This is a genomic window from Streptococcus australis (genome assembly GCF_003943615.1).
GTDB lineage: Bacteria > Bacillota > Bacilli > Lactobacillales > Streptococcaceae > Streptococcus > Streptococcus australis_C.
The window spans coordinates 152,604-172,897 of the sequence record NZ_RJPZ01000004.1 but is presented as its reverse complement, the minus strand read 5'-3'; the positions used below and the strand labels follow the sequence as shown (position 1 = coordinate 172,897).

Below are 20,294 nucleotides of genomic sequence, written 5' to 3'. Positions count from 1 at the left end.
GAGGTCTTCTTTTTAATAAGTCAAGACAAAGTATTTTTTCTTCCCACGGCGGATAACAGTGAGTTCGTTCTCTAACTTATCTGCATCACTTAAGACATAGTCAAGATCTTGGATGCGGTCACCGTTGACGTAGATAGCTCCGTTTTGTACGTCTTCACGGGCTTGGCGTTTTGAGTTAACTACGCCAGATGATACGAGCAATTCTACGATGTTGTGGTTTTCGTCTGCTTGTACTTGGTAGTTTGGCACACCACGAAGTCCTTGTTTGAGTTCTTTGACAGAAAGGCTTTTGATGTTTCCTGCAAAGAGTTGCTCAGTGATGTTAAGGGCTTCTTTGTAGGCTTCTTCTCCGTGAACCAGAGTCACGACTTCACGAGCAAGGACTTTTTGAGCCAAGCGTTCGTGTGGAGCTGCTTCGAATTGTTTGCGGATTTCTTCAATCTCATCCAGTGACAAGAAGGTAAAGATTTTCAAGAAGCGAACTGCGTCAGCGTCCATGACGTTCATCCAGAATTGGTACATTTCGTATGGAGAAGTCTTTTCTGGGTTGAGCCAAACAGCATTCCCTTCAGATTTACCGAATTTCTTACCAGTTGCATCTGTGATGAGGGGCACAGTGATAACGTGACCAGTCTTGTCAGCCTTCCGACGAAGCAACTCAGTACCAGCTGTCATATTTCCCCATTGGTCAGAACCACCGATTTGCAGAGTGACATTGTGGTCTTGGTTGAGGACAAAGAAGTCGTAGCCTTGCATGATTTGGTAGGCAAATTCAGTGTAAGAAATCCCTGTTTCAATTCGTTTCTTCACAGATTCCTTGCTCATCATGTAGTTGACAGTAAAGTATTTTCCGATGTCGCGAAGGAAGTCAATGAAGCTGATGCTGCCAAACCAGTCATAGTTGTTGACCATGACAGCCTTGTTTTCCCCATTTTCAAAATCTAAAAAACGAGACAATTGCCCTTGGATAGAAGTGACCCAACCGTCTACAGTCTCCTTAGTTTGTAAACTGCGCTCGGCATCTTTGAAAGAAGGGTCTCCAATGAGTCCGGTCGCACCACCGACAAGCGCATAAGGTTTGTGGCCTGCCAATTGTAAGCGACGACTGGTCAAGATGGCAACAAGGTGCCCAAGGTGCAAACTATCAGCAGTTGGATCGTAGCCAGTATAATACGATACTTGTCCTTCTTCTAGGGCTTTACGCAAAGCATCTTCGTCAGTCGTTTGGAAAATCAAACCACGTTCTTTTAGCTCATCAAAAATGTGCATCGTTCTCTCCTTTTCTAAGCTACTGGCCAGATCGATGAAAACAGTCCAGTATCTGTATGGTTTCTCTCTATTTTACCATAATGGCTTGAAATAGCAATGAATGGACTAAAAAAACCGATTGGAAACAAGGTTCTCGACTTTAGGAATTGAAAAGAAAGTGGTCCATTTGGTATAATAGGAAGGACAAGGAGAAATAGAGTGAGTCAAATAAGAGAATTTTTTACAAAGTGCGGGAAGAAAATAAAAGACTTCTTTGCCAAAATGACTGTTGAAGTCAATGAGAAAGAAGACAAGGAGGGCTGGTCACTAGGAGATCTCGTAGCAACGGTTCTCCGGACGATGAAGCTCCTTTGGGATGTGTTATTGGTGTTTGCTTTAGGTGGCCTCTTGTTTGGAGCAGGGATTGCGATTGGCTATGCGGCCAGTCTATTTAATGCGACAGAAACACCGGATCCAACACAGCTGGTTCAACAAGTACGAAACATTTCCAGTGTTTCAAAGATTTCCTACTCAGATGGGAGTATCATTTCTGATATTGATAGTGACCTCATTCGGATTCCTGTTCAAAAGGATGCGATTTCGGACAATGTCAAAAAGGCTGTCATTGCCACCGAGGATGAGAATTTTAACAGCCATAATGGGGTCGTTCCGAAAGCAGTAATCCGTGCGACCTTAGGTTCAGTTGCCGGAGTAGGTTCCTCTAGTGGGGGTTCGACTTTGACCCAACAGTTGATCAAACAACAAGTTGTGGGAGATGCACCGACCTTCTCACGGAAAGCTGCGGAGATTATCGATGCCCTTGCTCTTGAGCGGGTAATGGATAAGGACGAAATTTTAACGACCTACCTCAATGTATCTCCATTTGGACGAAACAACCGTGGACAAAATATTGCTGGAGTAGAAGCGGCAGCTCAAGGGATCTTTGGAGTTTCTGCCAAAGATTTGACCATCCCACAGGCGGCCTTTATTGCTGGTTTGCCACAGAGCCCAATTGTCTACTCGCCTTATGCTTCTGATGGAAGTCTCAAAACTCCAGAAAATCAAGCTTTAGGTTTGGATCGCGCCAAGGATGTCTTGTACAATATGTATCGGACAGGAGCTATCACGAAGGAAGAGTACGACCAATATAGTCAATATGATTTAAGTAAGGATTTCCTTCCGTCAAATGGCATCGAGAAGACGCCACACGACTACTTGTATTTCCAAGCCGTCAGTGAAGCGGAAGAAGCCATGTATGAGTATTTAATCAAGAGAGACAACGTCTCTAGCCACGACCTAAAAAACAATTCGACCGTTAAATCTTATCAAGAGTTGGCGAAGAAAGAATTGAGAGAGGGTGGCTATACGGTCCAAACCACTATCAACAAAGCTATCTACAATGCCATGCAAGAAGCAGTTGCCAATTATGGCGGTATCTTGGACGATGGAACGGGTACGGTAGAAGTCGGAAATGTCCTTATGGACAACCGAACAGGAGCTATTCTTGGCTTTGTTGGGGGACGGAATTTTGACGGGAATCAGAATAACCACGCTTTTGATACAGAGCGTTCTCCAGGATCTACCATTAAACCCTTGCTGGCTTATGGAATCGCCATTGACCAAGGATTGATGGGAAGCAATAGCATCGTCTCCAATTACCCAACCAACTTCTCTAGTGGAGAGCCAATTATGCACGTGGATAACCGAGGAACTGGTATGATGGACCTCCGAGAGGCCCTCAATACATCATGGAATATCCCAGCTTATTGGACCTATCGTACTCTCCGTGAAAAGGGTGTCGATGTCCCAGGCTATATGGAAAAAATGGGCTACGATATCGCTGAGTACGGCATTGAAAGTCTGCCAATGGGAGGCGGGATCGAAGTAAGCGTCGCCCAACATACAAATGGTTATCAAACCATTGCAAATAATGGAAATTACCAAAAAAGCTACATGATTGAAAAAATCATGGATCGCAATGGGGAAGTGGTCTACCAACATGAGAGCAAGGCGACCCGCGTCTACTCAGCAGCAACTGCGACTATCATGCAAGACCTGTTAAGAGGTGTCATCAGCTCTGGTGCGACAACGACCTTTAAGAGCCGAATCAGCCAGGTCAATCCAACTCTTGCGAATGCCGATTGGATCGGGAAAACTGGAACCACCAATGAGAATGGAGATATGTGGCTCATGCTGTCTACTCCAAATCTTACCTTAGGTGGCTGGATTGGACATGACAACAATGCTTCCATGGCTCCGTTGACAGGCTACAATAATAACGCAAGTTACATGGCCTATTTAGCCAATGCCATCTACCAGGCGGATCCAGCTGCTTGGGGCGTGCAAGATCGCTTCACCCTAGATAGCAGTGTCATTTCATCGACTGTTCTCAAATCGACAGGACAACGACCTGGTCGTGTCAATGTCAATGGTCGTGATATCGATGTGTCGGGTGCGACGGTTACCAGCTATTGGGCTAAAAATGGCGCTCCACAAACGACCTACCGCTTCGCAATTGGTGGATCGGATAGTGATTATGCTAGTGCCTGGGCTGGAATTCTAGGCGGTTCAGCTAATACTTCCAATGGAAATCGAAATACCAACCGGACAGGCAATTCTAGTACGCCAAGCAGTTCATCATCTAATGGACGAAACCGATAAAAATAATGAGAGACAATACCATAAAATCGTTTTCATGTCTAGAGAAAACCTTGTGTTTTTTGTGAAAATACGATATAATAAGAACAAGTAATTTGTCGTGCGCTTTATTTGAAATATTGTCCAAATAGAAGCTTACAGCAGTTAAATCAAACTTTATAAAAGTCGATTTAGCTGCTCTTTTTGTGCCTATTTTTAGAAAAAACCAGGTTTGTCACACAAACTTAATCTTTCTAAAAATTCCAAAAAGGATGAATGATACGGAGGAGATTTCTTCTCACGTGATGTAGATCACACCCCCCTTCATAACATCGTTTCGACTGGATGAGATTGATTCTGATCTAGTCAGAAGCGATCTAGAAACCGGATCTTCAGAGAGGGGCTTCCCCTAGCTGTTATCCTAGTATAGAAAAGGAGTTAAAACTTTGGCAGGACATGACGTTCAATACGGGAAACATCGGACCCGTCGTAGTTTTTCAAGAATCAAAGAAGTTCTTGATTTACCAAATTTGATTGAAATCCAAACGGATTCATTTAAAGATTTTCTGGATCATGGTTTGAAAGAAGTTTTCGAAGATGTATTGCCAATTTCGAACTTCACAGACACAATGGAGTTGGAATTCGTCGGCTATGAAATCAGAGAACCAAAGTATACCTTGGAAGAAGCACGTATCCATGATGCGAGTTATTCTGCCCCAATCTTTGTAACCTTCCGCTTGGTTAACAAGGAAACTGGTGAAATCAAAACTCAAGAAGTCTTCTTTGGTGATTTCCCAATCATGACTGAGATGGGGACCTTTATCATCAATGGTGGAGAGCGGATTATCGTATCCCAGCTCGTTCGTTCACCAGGTGTCTACTTCAATGATAAAGTGGACAAGAATGGTAAGGTTGGCTATGGCTCAACAGTTATTCCGAACCGTGGAGCTTGGCTAGAACTTGAAACAGACTCAAAAGATATTGCTTACACTCGTATCGACCGTACGCGTAAGATTCCATTTACGACCTTGGTTCGTGCCCTTGGTTTCTCTGGTGATGATGAGATTTTTGATATCTTTGGGGATAGCGAATTGGTTCGCAACACTGTCGAGAAAGACATTCATAAGAACCCAATGGATTCACGAACAGATGAAGCCCTCAAAGAAATTTATGAGCGTCTTCGTCCAGGTGAGCCAAAAACAGCGGAAAGCTCACGTAGCTTGTTGGTAGCCCGTTTCTTTGACCCACGTCGTTATGACTTGGCACCAGTTGGTCGCTACAAGATCAACAAGAAACTCAATATCAAGAACCGCTTGTTGAACCAAACGATCGCAGAACCATTGGTAGATGCTGAAACAGGCGAAATCCTTGTAGAATCTGGAACAGTGATGACGCGTGATGTCATCGACAGCATCTCAGAACATTTGGATGGCGACTTGAACAAGATTGTCTATACACCAAATGATTCAGCAGTATTGACAGAACCAGTCGTTCTTCAAAAATTCAAGGTTGTGGCACCAACTGATCCAGACCGCGTTGTCACTATCATCGGCAATGCAAATCCAGATGATAAGGTTCGTACCATCACTCCAGCTGATATCCTTGCTGAGATGAGTTACTTCCTTAACTTGGCTGAAGGTCTTGGCCGTGTCGATGATATCGACCACCTTGGAAACCGTCGGATTCGTGCGGTTGGTGAATTGCTTGCTAACCAAGTGCGTCTTGGACTTTCACGGATGGAACGCAACGTTCGTGAACGCATGTCTGTTCAAGATAACGAAGTATTAACACCGCAACAAATCATTAACATCCGTCCAGTGACTGCAGCGATTAAAGAATTCTTTGGTTCTTCACAATTGTCCCAGTTCATGGACCAACACAACCCACTTTCTGAGTTGTCCCACAAACGTCGTTTGTCAGCCTTAGGGCCTGGTGGTTTGACACGTGACCGTGCTGGATATGAAGTCCGTGACGTGCACTACACTCACTATGGTCGTATGTGTCCAATCGAAACACCTGAAGGACCAAACATCGGTTTGATTAATAACTTGTCTTCATACGGACACTTGAACAAGTATGGTTTCATCCAAACACCATACCGTAAAGTAGACCGTGAAAAAGGTGTGGTGACTAACGAAATCGTTTGGTTGACAGCTGATGAAGAAGATGAGTACATCGTAGCACAGTCCAACTCTAAGTTGAATGAAAAAGGTGGTTTTGCTGAGCCAATCGTTATGGGACGTCACCGTGGTAACAACCAAGAGTTCCCATCTGACCAAGTCGACTACATGGACGTGTCTCCAAAACAAGTAGTTGCCGTTGCGACAGCATGTATTCCTTTCTTGGAAAACGATGACTCCAACCGTGCCCTTATGGGGGCCAACATGCAACGTCAGGCTGTGCCATTGATTGATCCAAAAGCGCCTTACGTGGGGACTGGTATGGAATACCAAGCAGCCCATGACTCAGGAGCTGCAGTTATTGCTCAACACGATGGTAAAGTTAGCTATGCGGATGCGGATAAGGTAGAAGTTCGTCGTAAAGATGGATCCCTTGATGTCTACCACATCCAAAAATTTCGTCGTTCGAACTCAGGTACTGCATACAACCAACGTACCCTTGTGAAAGTTGGCGATGTCGTTGAAAAAGGTGACTTTATCGCAGACGGTCCATCTATGGAAAAAGGGGAAATGGCCCTTGGACAAAACCCAATCGTCGCCTACATGACTTGGGAAGGCTATAACTTCGAGGATGCCGTTATCATGAGCGAACGCTTGGTGAAAGAAGATGTCTACACATCTGTTCACTTGGAAGAATTCGAATCAGAAACGCGCGATACCAAGTTAGGCCCTGAAGAAATCACCCGTGAAATTCCAAACGTAGGGGAAGATGCCCTCAGAAACCTTGATGAAATGGGAATTATCCGTATTGGTGCGGAAGTGAAAGAAGGCGATATCTTAGTTGGTAAGGTCACACCGAAGGGTGAAAAAGACCTTTCTGCCGAAGAACGTCTCCTCCACGCCATCTTTGGAGATAAATCTCGTGAAGTGCGTGATACATCCCTTCGTGTTCCTCACGGTGGAGATGGAGTCGTTCGCGATGTCAAGATCTTTACGCGTGCAAACGGAGATGAATTGCAATCTGGTGTGAACATGTTGGTTCGTGTTTACATCGCACAAAAACGCAAGATCCGCGTCGGAGATAAGATGGCCGGTCGTCACGGAAACAAAGGGGTTGTTTCTCGTATTGTTCCTGTTGAAGACATGCCATACCTTCCAGATGGTACACCGGTTGATATCATGTTGAACCCACTTGGGGTGCCATCACGTATGAATATCGGTCAGGTTATGGAACTTCACCTTGGTATGGCAGCTCGTAACTTGGGCATCCACATCGCAACACCAGTCTTTGACGGAGCAAGCTCAGAAGACCTCTGGGATACTGTTCGTGAAGCAGGTATGGATAGTGATGCCAAAACCATTCTATACGATGGCCGTACAGGTGAACCATTTGACAACCGTGTTTCTGTCGGTGTCATGTACATGATCAAGCTTCACCACATGGTTGATGATAAACTCCACGCTCGTTCTGTCGGACCATACTCAATGGTTACCCAACAACCACTCGGAGGTAAAGCTCAGTTTGGTGGACAACGTTTCGGGGAAATGGAAGTTTGGGCCCTTGAGGCTTATGGTGCGTCTAATGTCCTTCAAGAAATCTTGACCTACAAGTCAGATGATGTCAACGGACGTTTGAAAGCTTATGAAGCGATTACCAAAGGAAAACCAATTCCAAAACCAGGTGTGCCAGAGTCCTTCCGAGTACTCGTGAAAGAATTGCAATCACTTGGATTGGATATGCGTGTCCTAGATGAAGATGACAAAGAAGTTGAACTTCGCGACCTTGACGAAGGGGAAGACGACGATGTTATCCACGTAGATGATCTAGAAAAAGCACGTGAAAAAGCAGCTAAGGAAGCGCGCGCAGCTTTCGAAGCTGAAGGGAAAGAAGATTAATAAAACATGTAGTTCAAGAGGGAAGGAAACCTGAGAAGGTTGCCTATCTCGAAGCTTTAGGGTTGAAGGTGTGAAGGAAGTTCCTTCTCTCCTTCACGAAAAAGCTGAAGAACATACAATCGATAATGAACATAAAGAAAGGTAAGAAATAGTGGTTGATGTAAATCGTTTTAAAAGTATGCAAATCACCCTAGCTTCTCCAAGTAAGGTCCGTTCATGGTCTTATGGAGAGGTCAAGAAACCTGAAACAATCAACTACCGTACATTGAAACCAGAACGCGAAGGTCTCTTTGATGAAGTCATCTTTGGACCTACAAAAGACTGGGAATGTGCGTGTGGAAAATACAAACGAATCCGTTACAAAGGGATTGTTTGTGACCGCTGTGGTGTGGAAGTAACACGTGCCAAGGTTCGTCGTGAACGAATGGGGCATATCGAGTTGAAAGCTCCTGTATCACACATCTGGTACTTCAAAGGAATCCCTTCTCGTATGGGATTGACCTTGGACATGAGTCCTCGTGCCCTTGAAGAAGTCATCTACTTCGCAGCTTACGTGGTTATCGATCCAAAAGATACACCGCTTGAGCACAAATCCATCATGACAGAACGTGAATACCGTGAACGCTTGCGTGAATACGGACCAGGTTCCTTTGTTGCTAAGATGGGGGCAGAAGCGATCCAAGACCTCTTGAAACAAGTGGATTTGGAAGCTGAAATTGCTGTCTTGAAAGAAGAATTGAAGACTGCAACTGGTCAAAAACGTGTGAAGGCTGTTCGCCGTTTGGATGTCTTAGATGCCTTCTACAAATCTGGAAACAAACCAGAATGGATGGTTCTCAACATCCTTCCTGTTATTCCACCAGATCTTCGTCCGATGGTCCAATTGGATGGTGGCCGTTTTGCTGCCTCTGACTTGAACGACCTTTACCGTCGTGTGATCAACCGGAACAATCGTTTGGCTCGTTTGCTTGAGTTGAATGCCCCTGGTATCATCGTGCAAAACGAAAAACGGATGCTTCAAGAAGCGGTTGACGCTTTGATTGACAATGGTCGTCGTGGTCGTCCAATTACAGGACCAGGTAGCCGTCCACTTAAATCATTGAGCCACATGCTCAAAGGGAAACAAGGACGCTTCCGTCAAAACTTGCTCGGTAAACGGGTGGACTTCTCAGGACGTTCCGTTATCGCTGTTGGTCCAACTCTTAAGATGTACCAATGTGGTGTGCCACGTGAAATGGCCATCGAGCTCTTCAAACCATTTGTCATGCGTGAAATCGTTGCGCGTGATATCGTGCAAAACGTTAAAGCCGCTAAACGCTTGGTGGAACGTGGAGATGAGCGTATCTGGGATATCCTAGAAGAAGTGATCAAAGAACACCCAGTTCTCTTGAACCGCGCACCGACCCTCCACCGCTTGGGGATCCAAGCCTTCGAGCCAGTCTTGATTGACGGGAAAGCTCTTCGCTTGCACCCACTTGTCTGTGAAGCCTACAACGCCGACTTTGACGGTGACCAAATGGCCATCCACGTACCGCTTTCAGAAGAAGCCCAAGCAGAAGCCCGTATCTTGATGTTGGCTGCTGAGCACATCTTGAACCCGAAAGATGGAAAACCAGTTGTTACTCCATCTCAGGACATGGTTTTGGGGAACTACTACTTGACCATGGAAGAAGCTGGTCGTGAAGGCGAAGGAATGGTCTTCAAAGACCGCGATGAAGCGGTCATGGCCCTTCGCAATGGTTATGTTCACTTGCATACACGTGTCGGAATTGCGACTGATAGCTTGAACAAACCATGGACAGAAGCTCAACAACACAAGATTCTCTTGACAACTGTTGGTAAGATTCTCTTTAACGATATCATGCCTGCAGAACTTCCATACCTCCAAGAGCCAAATAATGCCAACTTGACAGAAGGTGTTCCAGCTAAGTACTTCTTGGAGCCTGGTCAAGATGTCAAAGTGGCGATTGAGCAATTGGAATTAAACGTTCCATTCAAGAAGAAAAATCTTGGAAATATCATCGCAGAAATCTTCAAACGCTTCCGTACAACAGAAACATCTGCTTTCTTGGACCGTTTGAAAGACTTAGGTTACCACCACTCAACCCTTGCTGGTTTGACAGTGGGAATTGCCGATATTCCAGTTGTTGAAGATAAGGCTGAAATCATTGAAGAATCTCACAAACGTGTAGAACAAATCACCAAACAGTTCCGTAAAGGGATGATTACAGATGATGAGCGTTACAATGCCGTTACAGCTGAATGGCGTGCAGCCCGTGAGAAATTGGAAAAACGCTTGGTAGATAACCAAGATCCGAAGAACCCAATCGTTATGATGATGGACTCTGGAGCTCGTGGTAACATCTCAAACTTCTCACAGCTTGCCGGTATGCGTGGTTTGATGGCTGCTCCAAACGGACGGATTATGGAATTGCCGATCCTTTCAAACTTCCGTGAAGGTTTGTCAGTACTCGAAATGTTCTTCTCTACTCACGGTGCTCGTAAAGGGATGACCGATACGGCCCTCAAGACAGCCGACTCAGGTTACTTGACACGTCGTTTGGTTGACGTTGCCCAAGACGTCATTATCCGTGAGGATGACTGTGGAACTGACCGTGGACTCGTGATCCGTGCGATTACCGATGGTAAAGAAATGATTGAACCATTGGAAGAGCGTTTAACAGGTCGTTATACGAAGAAATCTGTCAAACATCCTGAAACAGGTGCAGTCATTGTTGGTCCAGATACCTTGATTTCAGAAGACCTAGCACGTGAAATTGTCAATGCTGGTGTTGAAGAAGTCACTATCCGCTCTGTCTTTACATGTAACACCCGCCATGGTGTCTGCCGTCACTGTTACGGTATCAACTTGGCGACTGGTGATGCAGTTGAAGTTGGTGAAGCAGTCGGAACCATCGCAGCCCAATCTATCGGGGAACCTGGTACACAGCTTACAATGCGTACCTTCCACACGGGTGGGGTTGCCTCAAATACCGATATCACGCAAGGTCTTCCTCGTGTCCAAGAAATCTTTGAAGCCCGCAATCCGAAAGGTGAAGCAGTCATCACTGAGGTTAAAGGGGAAGTCACAGCCATTGAAGAAGATGCTTCTACACGTACCAAGAAAGTCTTTGTTCGTGGTGCGACTGGTGAGGGAGAATACGTTGTTCCTTACACAGCCCGCATGAAAGTCGAAGTGGGAGATCAAGTCTCTCGTGGTGCAGCATTGACAGAAGGTTCTATCCAACCAAAACGTCTCCTTGCCGTTCGTGATGTCTTGTCTGTTGAAACTTACCTCCTTGCGGAAGTACAAAAAGTATACCGTAGCCAAGGGGTAGAAATCGGCGACAAACACATCGAGGTAATGGTGCGTCAAATGATCCGTAAGGTTCGTGTTATGGATCCAGGAGATACAGACCTTCTCATGGGTACCCTCATGGATATTACAGACTTTACAGATGCTAACCGTGATGTGGTCATTTCTGGTGGGGTTCCTGCAACGGCTCGTCCAGTCCTTATGGGGATCACCAAGGCCTCTCTTGAAACCAATAGTTTCTTGTCAGCGGCTTCCTTCCAGGAAACAACTCGCGTCCTCACTGATGCAGCCATTCGTGGTAAGAAAGACCATCTCCTTGGACTCAAGGAAAATGTTATCATTGGTAAGATTATTCCTGCTGGTACAGGTATGGCTCGTTACCGTAACTTGGAACCACAAGCAGTCAATGAAGTCGAAATTATCGATGAAGTTCCTGTTACAGAAGAAGCAACTGAAACTGTTGAATCAACTGTAGTGGAAGAAAATTAATCCTAAAAGAAGCCTTACTAATCTTCAGTAAGGCTTCTTTGTGTTTGTGTCAAAAAATAGCCTGTCTCTCCTCTATAAGGGGAGATTTTGAAAGAAAATTATGAAAATATCTGAGAAATTTACCGTATTTTTCTTTCATAAGCAGAATTCTTTTATTATCAAAGGATTTTATATATAATATTGGATACAAAGGACGGAGAGAAACATGTATCAAGTGATTGAAATGTATGGGGATTTCGAACCCTGGTGGTTTTTAGAAGATTGGGAGAAGGACATTGTCGCTAGTCAAAGTTTTGATGACTATTATGAAGCCCTCAAATATTACAAAAGCCAATGGTTACTTTTAAGAGAGCAATCTCCATTATTTAAAAGTAGAAGTGATTTAATGACGATTTTTTGGGATCCTGAGGATCAGCGCTGGTGTGAAGAATGTGCGGAATATGTGCAACAATACCATTCAGTTGCCTTGTTAGAAAACGATCAGAAGATTCCGAGAAGCAAGCGCCGTCCAGGCTACGAAAAGGAGAATGCTCACACGGCTCATCGCTCTTGTAAGCTAGACTATGAGACCAATAATTTATAGGAAGAGAAATTCAATCTGCAGTTGAGTTTCTTTTTTTTTTACTTTTTTTCCAAATCAAGTGCTAGTTAGCCATTTATTTGCGAATTATATAGTGAAAGGAGGAAATATGGTTCAAGAAATTGCACAATCCATTATTCGAATGGCATCGAGTGCCGAAGCTCAGGATATTTATTTTGTTCCTCGAGCGTCAGACTATCATCTCTTTCTAAGGGTTGGGGATGAGCGACGGTTTGTTGAGACCTATTCGCAAGAACAAATGGTAGCGGTCATCAGCCATTTTAAATTTATGGCAGGGATGAACGTGGGGGAGAGGCGGAGGAGTCAGTTAGGCTCCTGTGACTATTCTCTAGGAGATAAGATCTTGTCTTTACGCTTGTCCACAGTGGGAGACTATAGGGGATATGAAAGTTTGGTTATTCGCCTGCTCCACAATGAGGACCGAGAACTCCGTTTCTGGTTCGACCAACTGCAAGAACTAGAAGACAAGGTCAGTAAGCGTGGGCTCTACTTATTTGCGGGCCCAGTCGGATCGGGGAAGACGACACTGATGCATGCTCTGGCCAAGAAAAAATTTTCAGGGCAACAAGTCATGTCGATTGAAGATCCGGTAGAAATTAAGCAAGAAGAGATGTTGCAATTGCAACTCAATGAAGCGATTGGCATGACCTATGATAGCTTGATTAAGCTTTCTCTACGCCATCGTCCGGATCTTCTCCTTATCGGAGAAATCCGTGACACCGAGACAGCTCGTGCAGTTATTCGGGCTAGTCTGACAGGTGTGACAGTCTTTTCCACCATTCATGCCAAGAGCATCCCTGGGGTGTACGAACGCCTATTGGAGTTGGGGGTGAGTGAGGAGGAGTTACGTATTGTCCTTCAAGGGATATGTTACCAGCGTTTAATAAAGGGAGGAGGTGTCACTGACTTTGTTATCCAAGATTACCAAAACCACTCCAGTCACAAGTGGAACCAGCAAATTGATGCACTTTATGAGGCGGGACATATTGAGTCGGATCAGGCGCAAGCCGAAAAAATTATCGATTGCCAAGCAAGAGCATGTCATTGAGCTCTTTCACAATCTCTACAGTAGTGGCTTTCATCTATCAGAGGTCATCGACTTTTTACGTCGGAGCCATTTGGTAGAGGCAGATTTTGTTGAAAGAATGCAAGTCGGACTTGCCAACGGCAAGCCCTTGTCAGCCATTCTCTCTGATCTAGGCTTCTCCGATCAGGTAACGACTCAATTAGCACTGGCAGAGCAGCATGGGAATGTCACCTTAAGTTTAGAAAAAATCCGCAGCTACCTGGAAAATCTGACCCAGGTTCGAAAGAAACTAATTGAGGTAGCGACCTATCCAGTGCTATTGTTGGGATTTTTGATGGCCATTATGCTGGGTCTGAAAAACTATCTCTTGCCTCAGTTGGAGAGTCAAAATGGTGCGACACGATTGATCAGTGTCTTTCCCCAGTATGTTTTGTTAGGAAGTGTGTTGCTAGCGGTTGGAGTTTTGATTCTCCTCTTCCTTGGTCGTCGAACCAAGCGTCTGGCCCTTGTTTCATTTTTGGCTACCCTTCCTTTTCTTCGCCCCTTCTTACAGGATTATCTGACGGCTTTTTATGCTCGAGAATGGGGGAGTATGATTGCCCAAGGGTTGGAGCTGAATCAAATCTTTCCTATGATGCAGGGGCAACGTTCCCGTCTGTTTCGAGAGATTGGACAGGATTTGGAAGTAGCCTTGGCTCGGGGGACTTCGTTTTCTGACCATATTCAGACCTATCCTTTCTTTAAGCGAGAGTTGGCCCTCATGATTGAATATGGGGAGGCCAAGTCCAAGCTCGGTAGTGAGCTGGAGATCTACGCAGACAAGACCTGGGCAGGCTTTTTCCATCGCTTGAACAAGGCTATGAATGTCGTCCAACCACTGGTCTTTGTCTTTGTCGCCCTTATGATTGTTTTACTCTATGCAGCCATGTTGCTGCCTATTTATGAAAATTTGGAGGTTCCTTTATGAAATCATTGCGTACACTCAAAGTAAAAGCTTTTACGTTGATTGAAATGCTAGTTGTTTTGCTGATTATTAGTGTTCTTCTCTTGCTCTTTGTTCCGAACTTGACCAAGCAGAAAGATTCGGTAACGGATACAGGAAATCGAGCAGTTGTCAAAGTTGTGGAGAGTCAGGCTGAGCTCTATGAGCTCAATCATCAGAATGAAAAAGCCAGTCTTTCTAAGCTTGTCGCAGAAGGACAAATCACTCAAAAACAAGCAGAAGCCTACCGTGCTCACTATGTGAAGAATGCAGGTGATCACCGTGCGGTTGGAGATTAAGGCTTTTACCCTTCTAGAGAGCTTACTAACTCTAGGTATCGTCAGCCTTTTATGCTGGCTGCTAGCCGGGTCAGTCCATCAAGCCTTTGGGCAGGTAGAAGAAACATTGTTTTTCTCGGAATTTGAACGGGTCTATCAAGAGACACAAAAGATGAGCATTGCAAGAGAGGAAAGAACCCTCCTTTCCATCGACCAAGGTGGGGTTCATAGCCCGCATCAAGAATTGCCGCTTCCAAAAGGGGTGGAACTGATTAAAGAGAAGCAATTGACGTTTGATCCAGCAGGAGGCAATTCAAGCTTGACCAAGATTCAATTTCAGACAGAGAAAGAGGTGGTGACCTATCAGTTGGCAATTGGGAATGGAAAAATTAAGAAATCGACGGCTCCCCGCTAGTCTCTTGTTAGAAGGACTAATCGCCCTAGCGATGTTCGGCATCCTCACGACTCTTGTGCTGGGAGAGCTAGGTCAGTCACGGCAGCAACGCTTAGAAGAGTTAAGACAAGCAGAAGTCTTGCGAGTCGCAAAAATGGCTATCCAGACAAGGCAGGATCAATTAACCATCAATCAGGTCAGTGTTCAAGTGGAGAAATCGGCTAAGTCCTTAAAGGTCTACCAAGAAGGAAAGGTTGTGATTGCTGTTGAAAAGAAATAAACTTCCAGCCTTTACTTTACTGGAGGCCTTGGTTGCCCTGCTCGTCATTAGCGGTGGTTTATTGGTGTTTCAAGGATTGACAAGCCTCTTGCGTCAAGAACTCCAGTACCAAAGTCAAATCAAGCAAGAAGAGTGGTTGCTCTTTCAGGACCAACTGGACATTGAATTATCTCGTAGCCAATTTGAAGGGGTCAGAGACAATAAACTCTATCTTGTTCAGGATCAGAAACCCATAGCCATTGGATTGGCTAAAGGGGGAGATATCCGAAAGACAGATGCGACTGGCCGTGGCTACCAACCGATGATAGACGGAGTCGAATCCGCCTTGATTGAAAAAAGAGGGGATTTGGTGTCTATTCAACTTCGTTTTGCAGAAGGATTAGAAAGGGAGGTGGTCTACCGTGTGGTGGAAAAGGATAAAAAAGAAGCAGATTGAGGCAGGAATTCTTCTTTATGCCCTTTTTATGTCAGCAGTTTTTAGTCTCTTGCTTCAGTTTTATCTGAATAGACAAGTAGCAGAGAGACAAATCCTCCTTGCTAGTCAAAAACGTATCCAAGCCTACGCGCAAGCCCAATTGGCTGTTGACACTTGGGATCGGAAAGAGAAGGCAATGACCTTCTCAACAGGGCGAGTCGACCTGGAAGAAAAATCTGGTTTTGCCAACGTCAGCAGTCACTTACAGGATGGCACGACCTACCATTTCACCTTTGCTCTTTCCCCAAGTGAGAAGAAAAAAACCGACAAGAAGAAAAAGGAGAAGCAAGCTCCAGATTCGGCTACAGACCTCCCAACTACAAGAGAGGAATCGAGTAAGAAAGTCTTCGAAAAGCATAGCGAAAACTCTTAAAATTTGATATGATTAAGAGATGGAGGAAAGCATGAATTTCGAAAAAATTGAGAAAGCCTATGGCTATCTATTAGAAAATACCCAAACCATCCAAAATGATTTGCAGACCAACTTTTATGATGCTTTAGTGGAGCAGAATGCAATCTATCTGGATGGGCAGACAGAGTTGACTCTAGTGAAGGAAAACAACCAGCGGCTGAAGGACTTGAACTTGAACAAAGAGGAGTGGCGTCGCTCCTTCCAATATCTTTTGATGAAGGCGGCCCAAACAGAGCCCTTACAGGCCAATCACCAATTTACACCAGACGGGATTGGATTTCTTCTGGTCTTTCTAGTGGATCAGTTGGCTAGTTCTGACAAAGTAGATGTGCTAGAAATTGGAAGTGGAACAGGAAACTTAGCCCAAACCTTAATGAACAATTGCCAGCGCTCACTAGATTATTTGGGCTTGGAAATCGATGATCTTTTGATTGATCTTGCGGCTAGTATGGCAGAAGTGATGAAGGCGGATGTGAATTTCGCCCAAGGTGATGCAGTTCGTCCACAGGTTTTGAAAGAGAGTGATGTGATTATCAGCGATTTACCTGTCGGTTATTATCCAGATGATGCCATTGCGAGTCGTTATCAGGTCGCTTCCCCTCAGGGCCACACCTATGCCCATCACTTATTAATCGAACAATCGTTAAAATACTTAAAACCGGGTGGAGTTGCTATTTTTCTAGCTCCGAACGATCTGTTGACAAGCGAGCAGAGTCCTCTATTGAAAAAATGGATGCAGGATCATGCTCAGGTCTTAGCCATGGTTACCTTGCCAGAGAACCTCTTTCGATCAGCCAATCTAGCAAAAACCATCTTTGTTTTGCGCAAGCAAGAAGAAGCGGTGGTCCAACCATTTGTCTATCCCTTGACCGATTTGCAAGATCAGGAAGACGTCATGAAATTTCGTGAAAGTTTTCAAAACTGGAATAAAGAAAGTGAAATTTAAACAAAATTTTGCTATAATAGGAGTGAAAACGCTTAAAGAGGTAAAAAAATGACGAAAACAATTGCAATTAATGCAGGTAGTTCAAGTTTGAAATGGCAATTATACCAAATGCCAGAAGAAATAGTTTTGGCAAAAGGGCTCATCGAGAGAATTGGACTCAAAGATTCTATTTCCACAGTAAAATTTGATGGTCGAGCAGAAAAACAGATTTTAGATATTGAGAACCACACACAAGCGGTTAAAATCCTTCTAGATGATTTGATTCGTTTTAATATTATTGCTTCCTACGATGAAATCACTGGAGTAGGACACCGTGTCGTTGCAGGTGGTGAGTACTTCAAAGAGTCTGCTCTTGTAGATGAAGAAGTGCTTCAAAAGGTTGAGGAACTTTCTTTGTTGGCCCCATTGCACAACCCTGCAAACGCTGCTGGAATTCGCGCCTTTAAAGAGTTGTTGCCGGACATCACTAGCGTGGTTGTATTTGACACTTCTTTCCATACAACGATGCCAGAAAAAGCTTATCGTTATCCTCTTCCAACTAAGTATTATACAGAAAACAAGGTTCGTAAGTATGGAGCTCATGGAACTAGCCATGAGTATGTGGCCCACGAAGCAGCTAAGCTTCTTGGAAAACCAATCGAAGAGTTGAAATTAATCACCTGTCACATTGGGAATGGGGCTTCTATTACAGCGGTAGACAAAGGAATTTCAGTAGATACTTCTATGGGATTCACTCCACTTGGTGGAATCATGATGGGAACACGTACAGGGGATATTGACCCTGCCATTATTCCTTACTTAATGGAGCACACAGAAGATTTCAAAAATCCAGAAGATATCAGTCGTATCTTGAACCGTGAATCTGGCCTTCTAGGAGTGTCTGAACTTTCTAGTGATATGCGTGATATTCACGAAGCTATGCGCAATGGGAATGATAAGGCGCTTTTGGCAAACGATATTTTTGTTGATCGTATTAAGAAATACATCGGTCAATACTTTGCTGTCTTGAATGGAGCAGACGCCATCATCTTTACAGCTGGTATCGGGGAAAACTCTAAAACGATCCGTGAACAAGTCATTAACGGGATGACTTGGTTTGGCTGTGATGTAGATCCAGAAAAGAATGTCTTTGGTGCAGAAGGGGATATTTCGACACCGGATGCGAAAGTGAGAGTCTTGGTAATCCCAACAGATGAAGAATTAGTCATTGCCCGTGATGTAGAACGCTTGAAAAACAAGGGATAAGACTTTTATTCTAAAGAAAGAAGAGGCTGATTTGAAGAGCCTCTTTTTTTCTGTTTTACGATTTCTGCTTGGGCTTGCTCCTGTTGCCCATCTATGCTATACTAGAAAAATAGTTTGATAATAGAGGTAAAATAATGAAAAATTGGATGGAGAAAAAATGGGTTTCGAATGGTCTATGGTTACTAATCGGAATACCACTATTGTTTGCAACTCAACTACCGATGGTTGCTTTGATCTTGGGGATTGATAATGCTTGGTCACATTGGACGATCAATAGTCTGGTCCTTGGGGTTACCATGCTCCTCGTCTATTTGCTTTGGTGGTTTATGAAATGGAGTCCACTTGATCCACTAGATTTTTCACGGATTTCGGGTCGAGAGATTGGAAGAAATTTCCTTTTCTTTTTGCTTCTACTTGCAAATAATATTTTGGGGGCTACAGTGCTTCGGAATATAGGAGAGACCACTACAGCCAATCAGGAAACAATTCAGGGGCTTTCTTCGGTGGCCCCTCAGCTAGCAATGGGTTTGCTCATTGTCGTAGTGGCGCCTTTAGGAGAAGAAATTATCTGTCGGGCTGTGATTCCCCGCTTAATCTTTAAGGGATATGAAAAAATTGGCTATTTGGTTGGGGCTGTGGTGTTTGCCTATTTACACTCGCCAGGTAATCTTGGTTCCTGGGTCATCTATGGTGGCATGTCTCTCATCTTGACTTGGGTCGCCTACCGCTACAAACGAGTAGAATATTCGATTTTATTGCACTTTACCATGAATGCTTTTGCCTTTCTGATAACTGTTCTGGTTTCTTTTCTTCCCGCTTAAAATATGGTAGAATGATAGGACCAATGGGTTTTATTCAGAAGCTTTGGTAAGCTACCAAAGAAGCATCTAGGCGCAGATAGAGACAAACTCAGAGGTTGGAATCGTTCTAACCTCTTTTCTATGCTTGGTTGGCTTTTCTTAGAAAGATGAAGGAAGATATGTCAAAGAGCGAATGGAGACAACTAGGCAAGGATCGGACCCTTCTATGTGGCATCCTCAATGTTACCCCCGACTCCTTTTCAGATGGGGGGCGTTACCAAACGGTAGAAAGAGCTCTAGAACAAGCGCGCAAGCTAATTGAAGAAGGAGCAAGGATGCTGGATATTGGTGGGGAGTCCACACGTCCAGGGAGCCACTTCGTAGAGATCCAAGAAGAGATCCAGCGGGTCGTACCAGTGATTGAAGCGATTCGAGCAGAGAGTGATATCTTGATTTCGGTTGATACTTGGAAGTCAGAGGTGGCCCGGGCAGCTCTAGAAGCTGGCGCAGACTTGGTCAATGATATTACAGGCCTGCTTGGGGATCCACAAATGGCGAGGGTGATAGCAGAAGCTGGTGCTGGAGCCATTCTTATGTTTAATCCAGTCATGGCTCGTCCTCATCATCCAAGTTCCGTGATTTTTCCAACCTTTGGTTTTGAGCCGGCCTTTTCATCGGAAGAGCTGGCGCAGTTTGAAGGCCTTTCTATCCAAGACTGTATGTGGGCCTTCTTTGACAAGAGTCTTGAGAGGGCGGCGGGAGCAGGATTGAGTCAGGATCAACTCTTCTTAGATCCGGGGATTGGTTTTGGCTTGACCAAACGGGAAAACCTCCAACTCTTGCAGGACTTAAAAACCATTCATGCCAAGGGCTATCCAATCTTTTTAGGAGTCTCTCGTAAGCGCTTTGTGGTCAATATTCTGGAAGAAGAGGGATTTGAGACCGACCCTGAAACGAAAGAAGGGTTCTACAATCGGGATTTGGCCTCTAGCCATTTAACGAGTATGGCTGCCAGTCAAGGGGTAGAAATCGTTCGCGTGCATGATATCCCTCTCCATAAGATGGCAGTAGCTATTGGTAGTGCAATCTACCAAGCCGATCAAGCGCAGGACCTTCATTTAAAACAATATCGCTAAAGAAAAGAGAAG

At 44.6% G+C, this 20,294-nt stretch carries 16 protein-coding genes; 15 read left to right on the top strand and 1 reads right to left on the bottom strand.

What is annotated here, in order from left to right; translation table 11 throughout:
* Positions 1-12: 12 nt before the first annotated feature.
* Positions 13-1,269, bottom strand: a complete 1,257-nt coding sequence (gene tyrS / locus D8785_RS06175; protein ID WP_120701363.1) for a tyrosine--tRNA ligase — start codon at positions 1,267-1,269, stop codon at positions 13-15.
* 198 nt (positions 1,270-1,467) lie between these two features.
* Here tyrS and pbp1b point away from each other — a divergent pair, with 198 nt between their 5' ends.
* From pbp1b to folP, 15 genes are all read left to right on the top strand, one after another.
* The gene (pbp1b, locus tag D8785_RS06170; protein WP_125374832.1) at positions 1,468-3,909 is read left to right on the top strand and encodes a penicillin-binding protein PBP1B; all 2,442 of its coding nucleotides are present in this window, start codon (positions 1,468-1,470) and stop codon (positions 3,907-3,909) included.
* Between the two features lie 422 nt (positions 3,910-4,331).
* Entirely contained in the window at positions 4,332-7,901 is a 3,570-nt protein-coding gene (rpoB, locus tag D8785_RS06165; protein ID WP_125374831.1) for a DNA-directed RNA polymerase subunit beta, read from the top strand.
* A gap of 151 nt (positions 7,902-8,052) precedes the next feature.
* Entirely contained in the window at positions 8,053-11,706 is a 3,654-nt protein-coding gene (gene rpoC, locus D8785_RS06160) for a DNA-directed RNA polymerase subunit beta' (RefSeq protein ID WP_125374830.1), read from the top strand.
* A 205-nt stretch (positions 11,707-11,911) separates the two neighbouring features.
* On the top strand, positions 11,912-12,289 hold the full coding sequence (locus tag D8785_RS06155) for a DUF1033 family protein (protein ID WP_125374829.1): 378 nt from the start codon (positions 11,912-11,914) through the stop codon (positions 12,287-12,289).
* 106 nt (positions 12,290-12,395) lie between these two features.
* Positions 12,396-13,355, top strand: a complete 960-nt coding sequence (gene comGA / locus D8785_RS06150; protein WP_125374828.1) for a competence type IV pilus ATPase ComGA — start codon at positions 12,396-12,398, stop codon at positions 13,353-13,355.
* Entirely contained in the window at positions 13,270-14,301 is a 1,032-nt protein-coding gene (comGB, locus tag D8785_RS06145; protein WP_185759630.1) for a competence type IV pilus assembly protein ComGB, read from the top strand. Before comGA ends, comGB begins: the two co-directional genes overlap by 86 nt.
* A complete protein-coding gene (gene comGC, locus D8785_RS06140; RefSeq protein ID WP_023027561.1) occupies positions 14,298-14,615 on the top strand; it encodes a competence type IV pilus major pilin ComGC in 318 nt (105 codons plus the stop codon). Before comGB ends, comGC begins: the two co-directional genes overlap by 4 nt.
* Complete coding sequence (gene comGD / locus D8785_RS06135) at positions 14,584-15,009, top strand: competence type IV pilus minor pilin ComGD (RefSeq protein ID WP_260469875.1); 426 nt, start codon at positions 14,584-14,586, stop codon at positions 15,007-15,009. Before comGC ends, comGD begins: the two co-directional genes overlap by 32 nt.
* Complete coding sequence (comGE, locus tag D8785_RS06130; protein ID WP_125374826.1) at positions 14,975-15,268, top strand: competence type IV pilus minor pilin ComGE; 294 nt, start codon at positions 14,975-14,977, stop codon at positions 15,266-15,268. The genes comGD and comGE overlap by 35 nt, the downstream gene beginning before the upstream one ends.
* Positions 15,252-15,704, top strand: coding sequence for a competence type IV pilus minor pilin ComGF (gene comGF, locus D8785_RS06125; protein WP_185759629.1), 453 nt, complete (start codon positions 15,252-15,254; stop codon positions 15,702-15,704). The genes comGE and comGF overlap by 17 nt, the downstream gene beginning before the upstream one ends.
* On the top strand, positions 15,670-16,116 hold the full coding sequence (comGG, locus tag D8785_RS06120; RefSeq protein WP_125374824.1) for a competence type IV pilus minor pilin ComGG: 447 nt from the start codon (positions 15,670-15,672) through the stop codon (positions 16,114-16,116). The genes comGF and comGG overlap by 35 nt, the downstream gene beginning before the upstream one ends.
* A gap of 31 nt (positions 16,117-16,147) precedes the next feature.
* Positions 16,148-17,101 carry a class I SAM-dependent methyltransferase gene (locus tag D8785_RS06115; protein WP_125374823.1) on the top strand — a complete coding sequence of 318 codons (954 nt, stop codon included), beginning with the start codon at positions 16,148-16,150 and terminating at the stop codon, positions 17,099-17,101.
* A 48-nt stretch (positions 17,102-17,149) separates the two neighbouring features.
* Positions 17,150-18,346, top strand: coding sequence for an acetate kinase (locus tag D8785_RS06110; RefSeq protein WP_125374822.1), 1,197 nt, complete (start codon positions 17,150-17,152; stop codon positions 18,344-18,346).
* A gap of 134 nt (positions 18,347-18,480) precedes the next feature.
* Positions 18,481-19,167, top strand: a complete 687-nt coding sequence (locus D8785_RS06105; protein WP_260469874.1) for a CPBP family intramembrane glutamic endopeptidase — start codon at positions 18,481-18,483, stop codon at positions 19,165-19,167.
* Between the two features lie 158 nt (positions 19,168-19,325).
* On the top strand, positions 19,326-20,282 hold the full coding sequence (folP, locus tag D8785_RS06100; RefSeq protein WP_260469873.1) for a dihydropteroate synthase: 957 nt from the start codon (positions 19,326-19,328) through the stop codon (positions 20,280-20,282).
* The last annotated feature ends 12 nt before the right edge of the window (positions 20,283-20,294 follow it).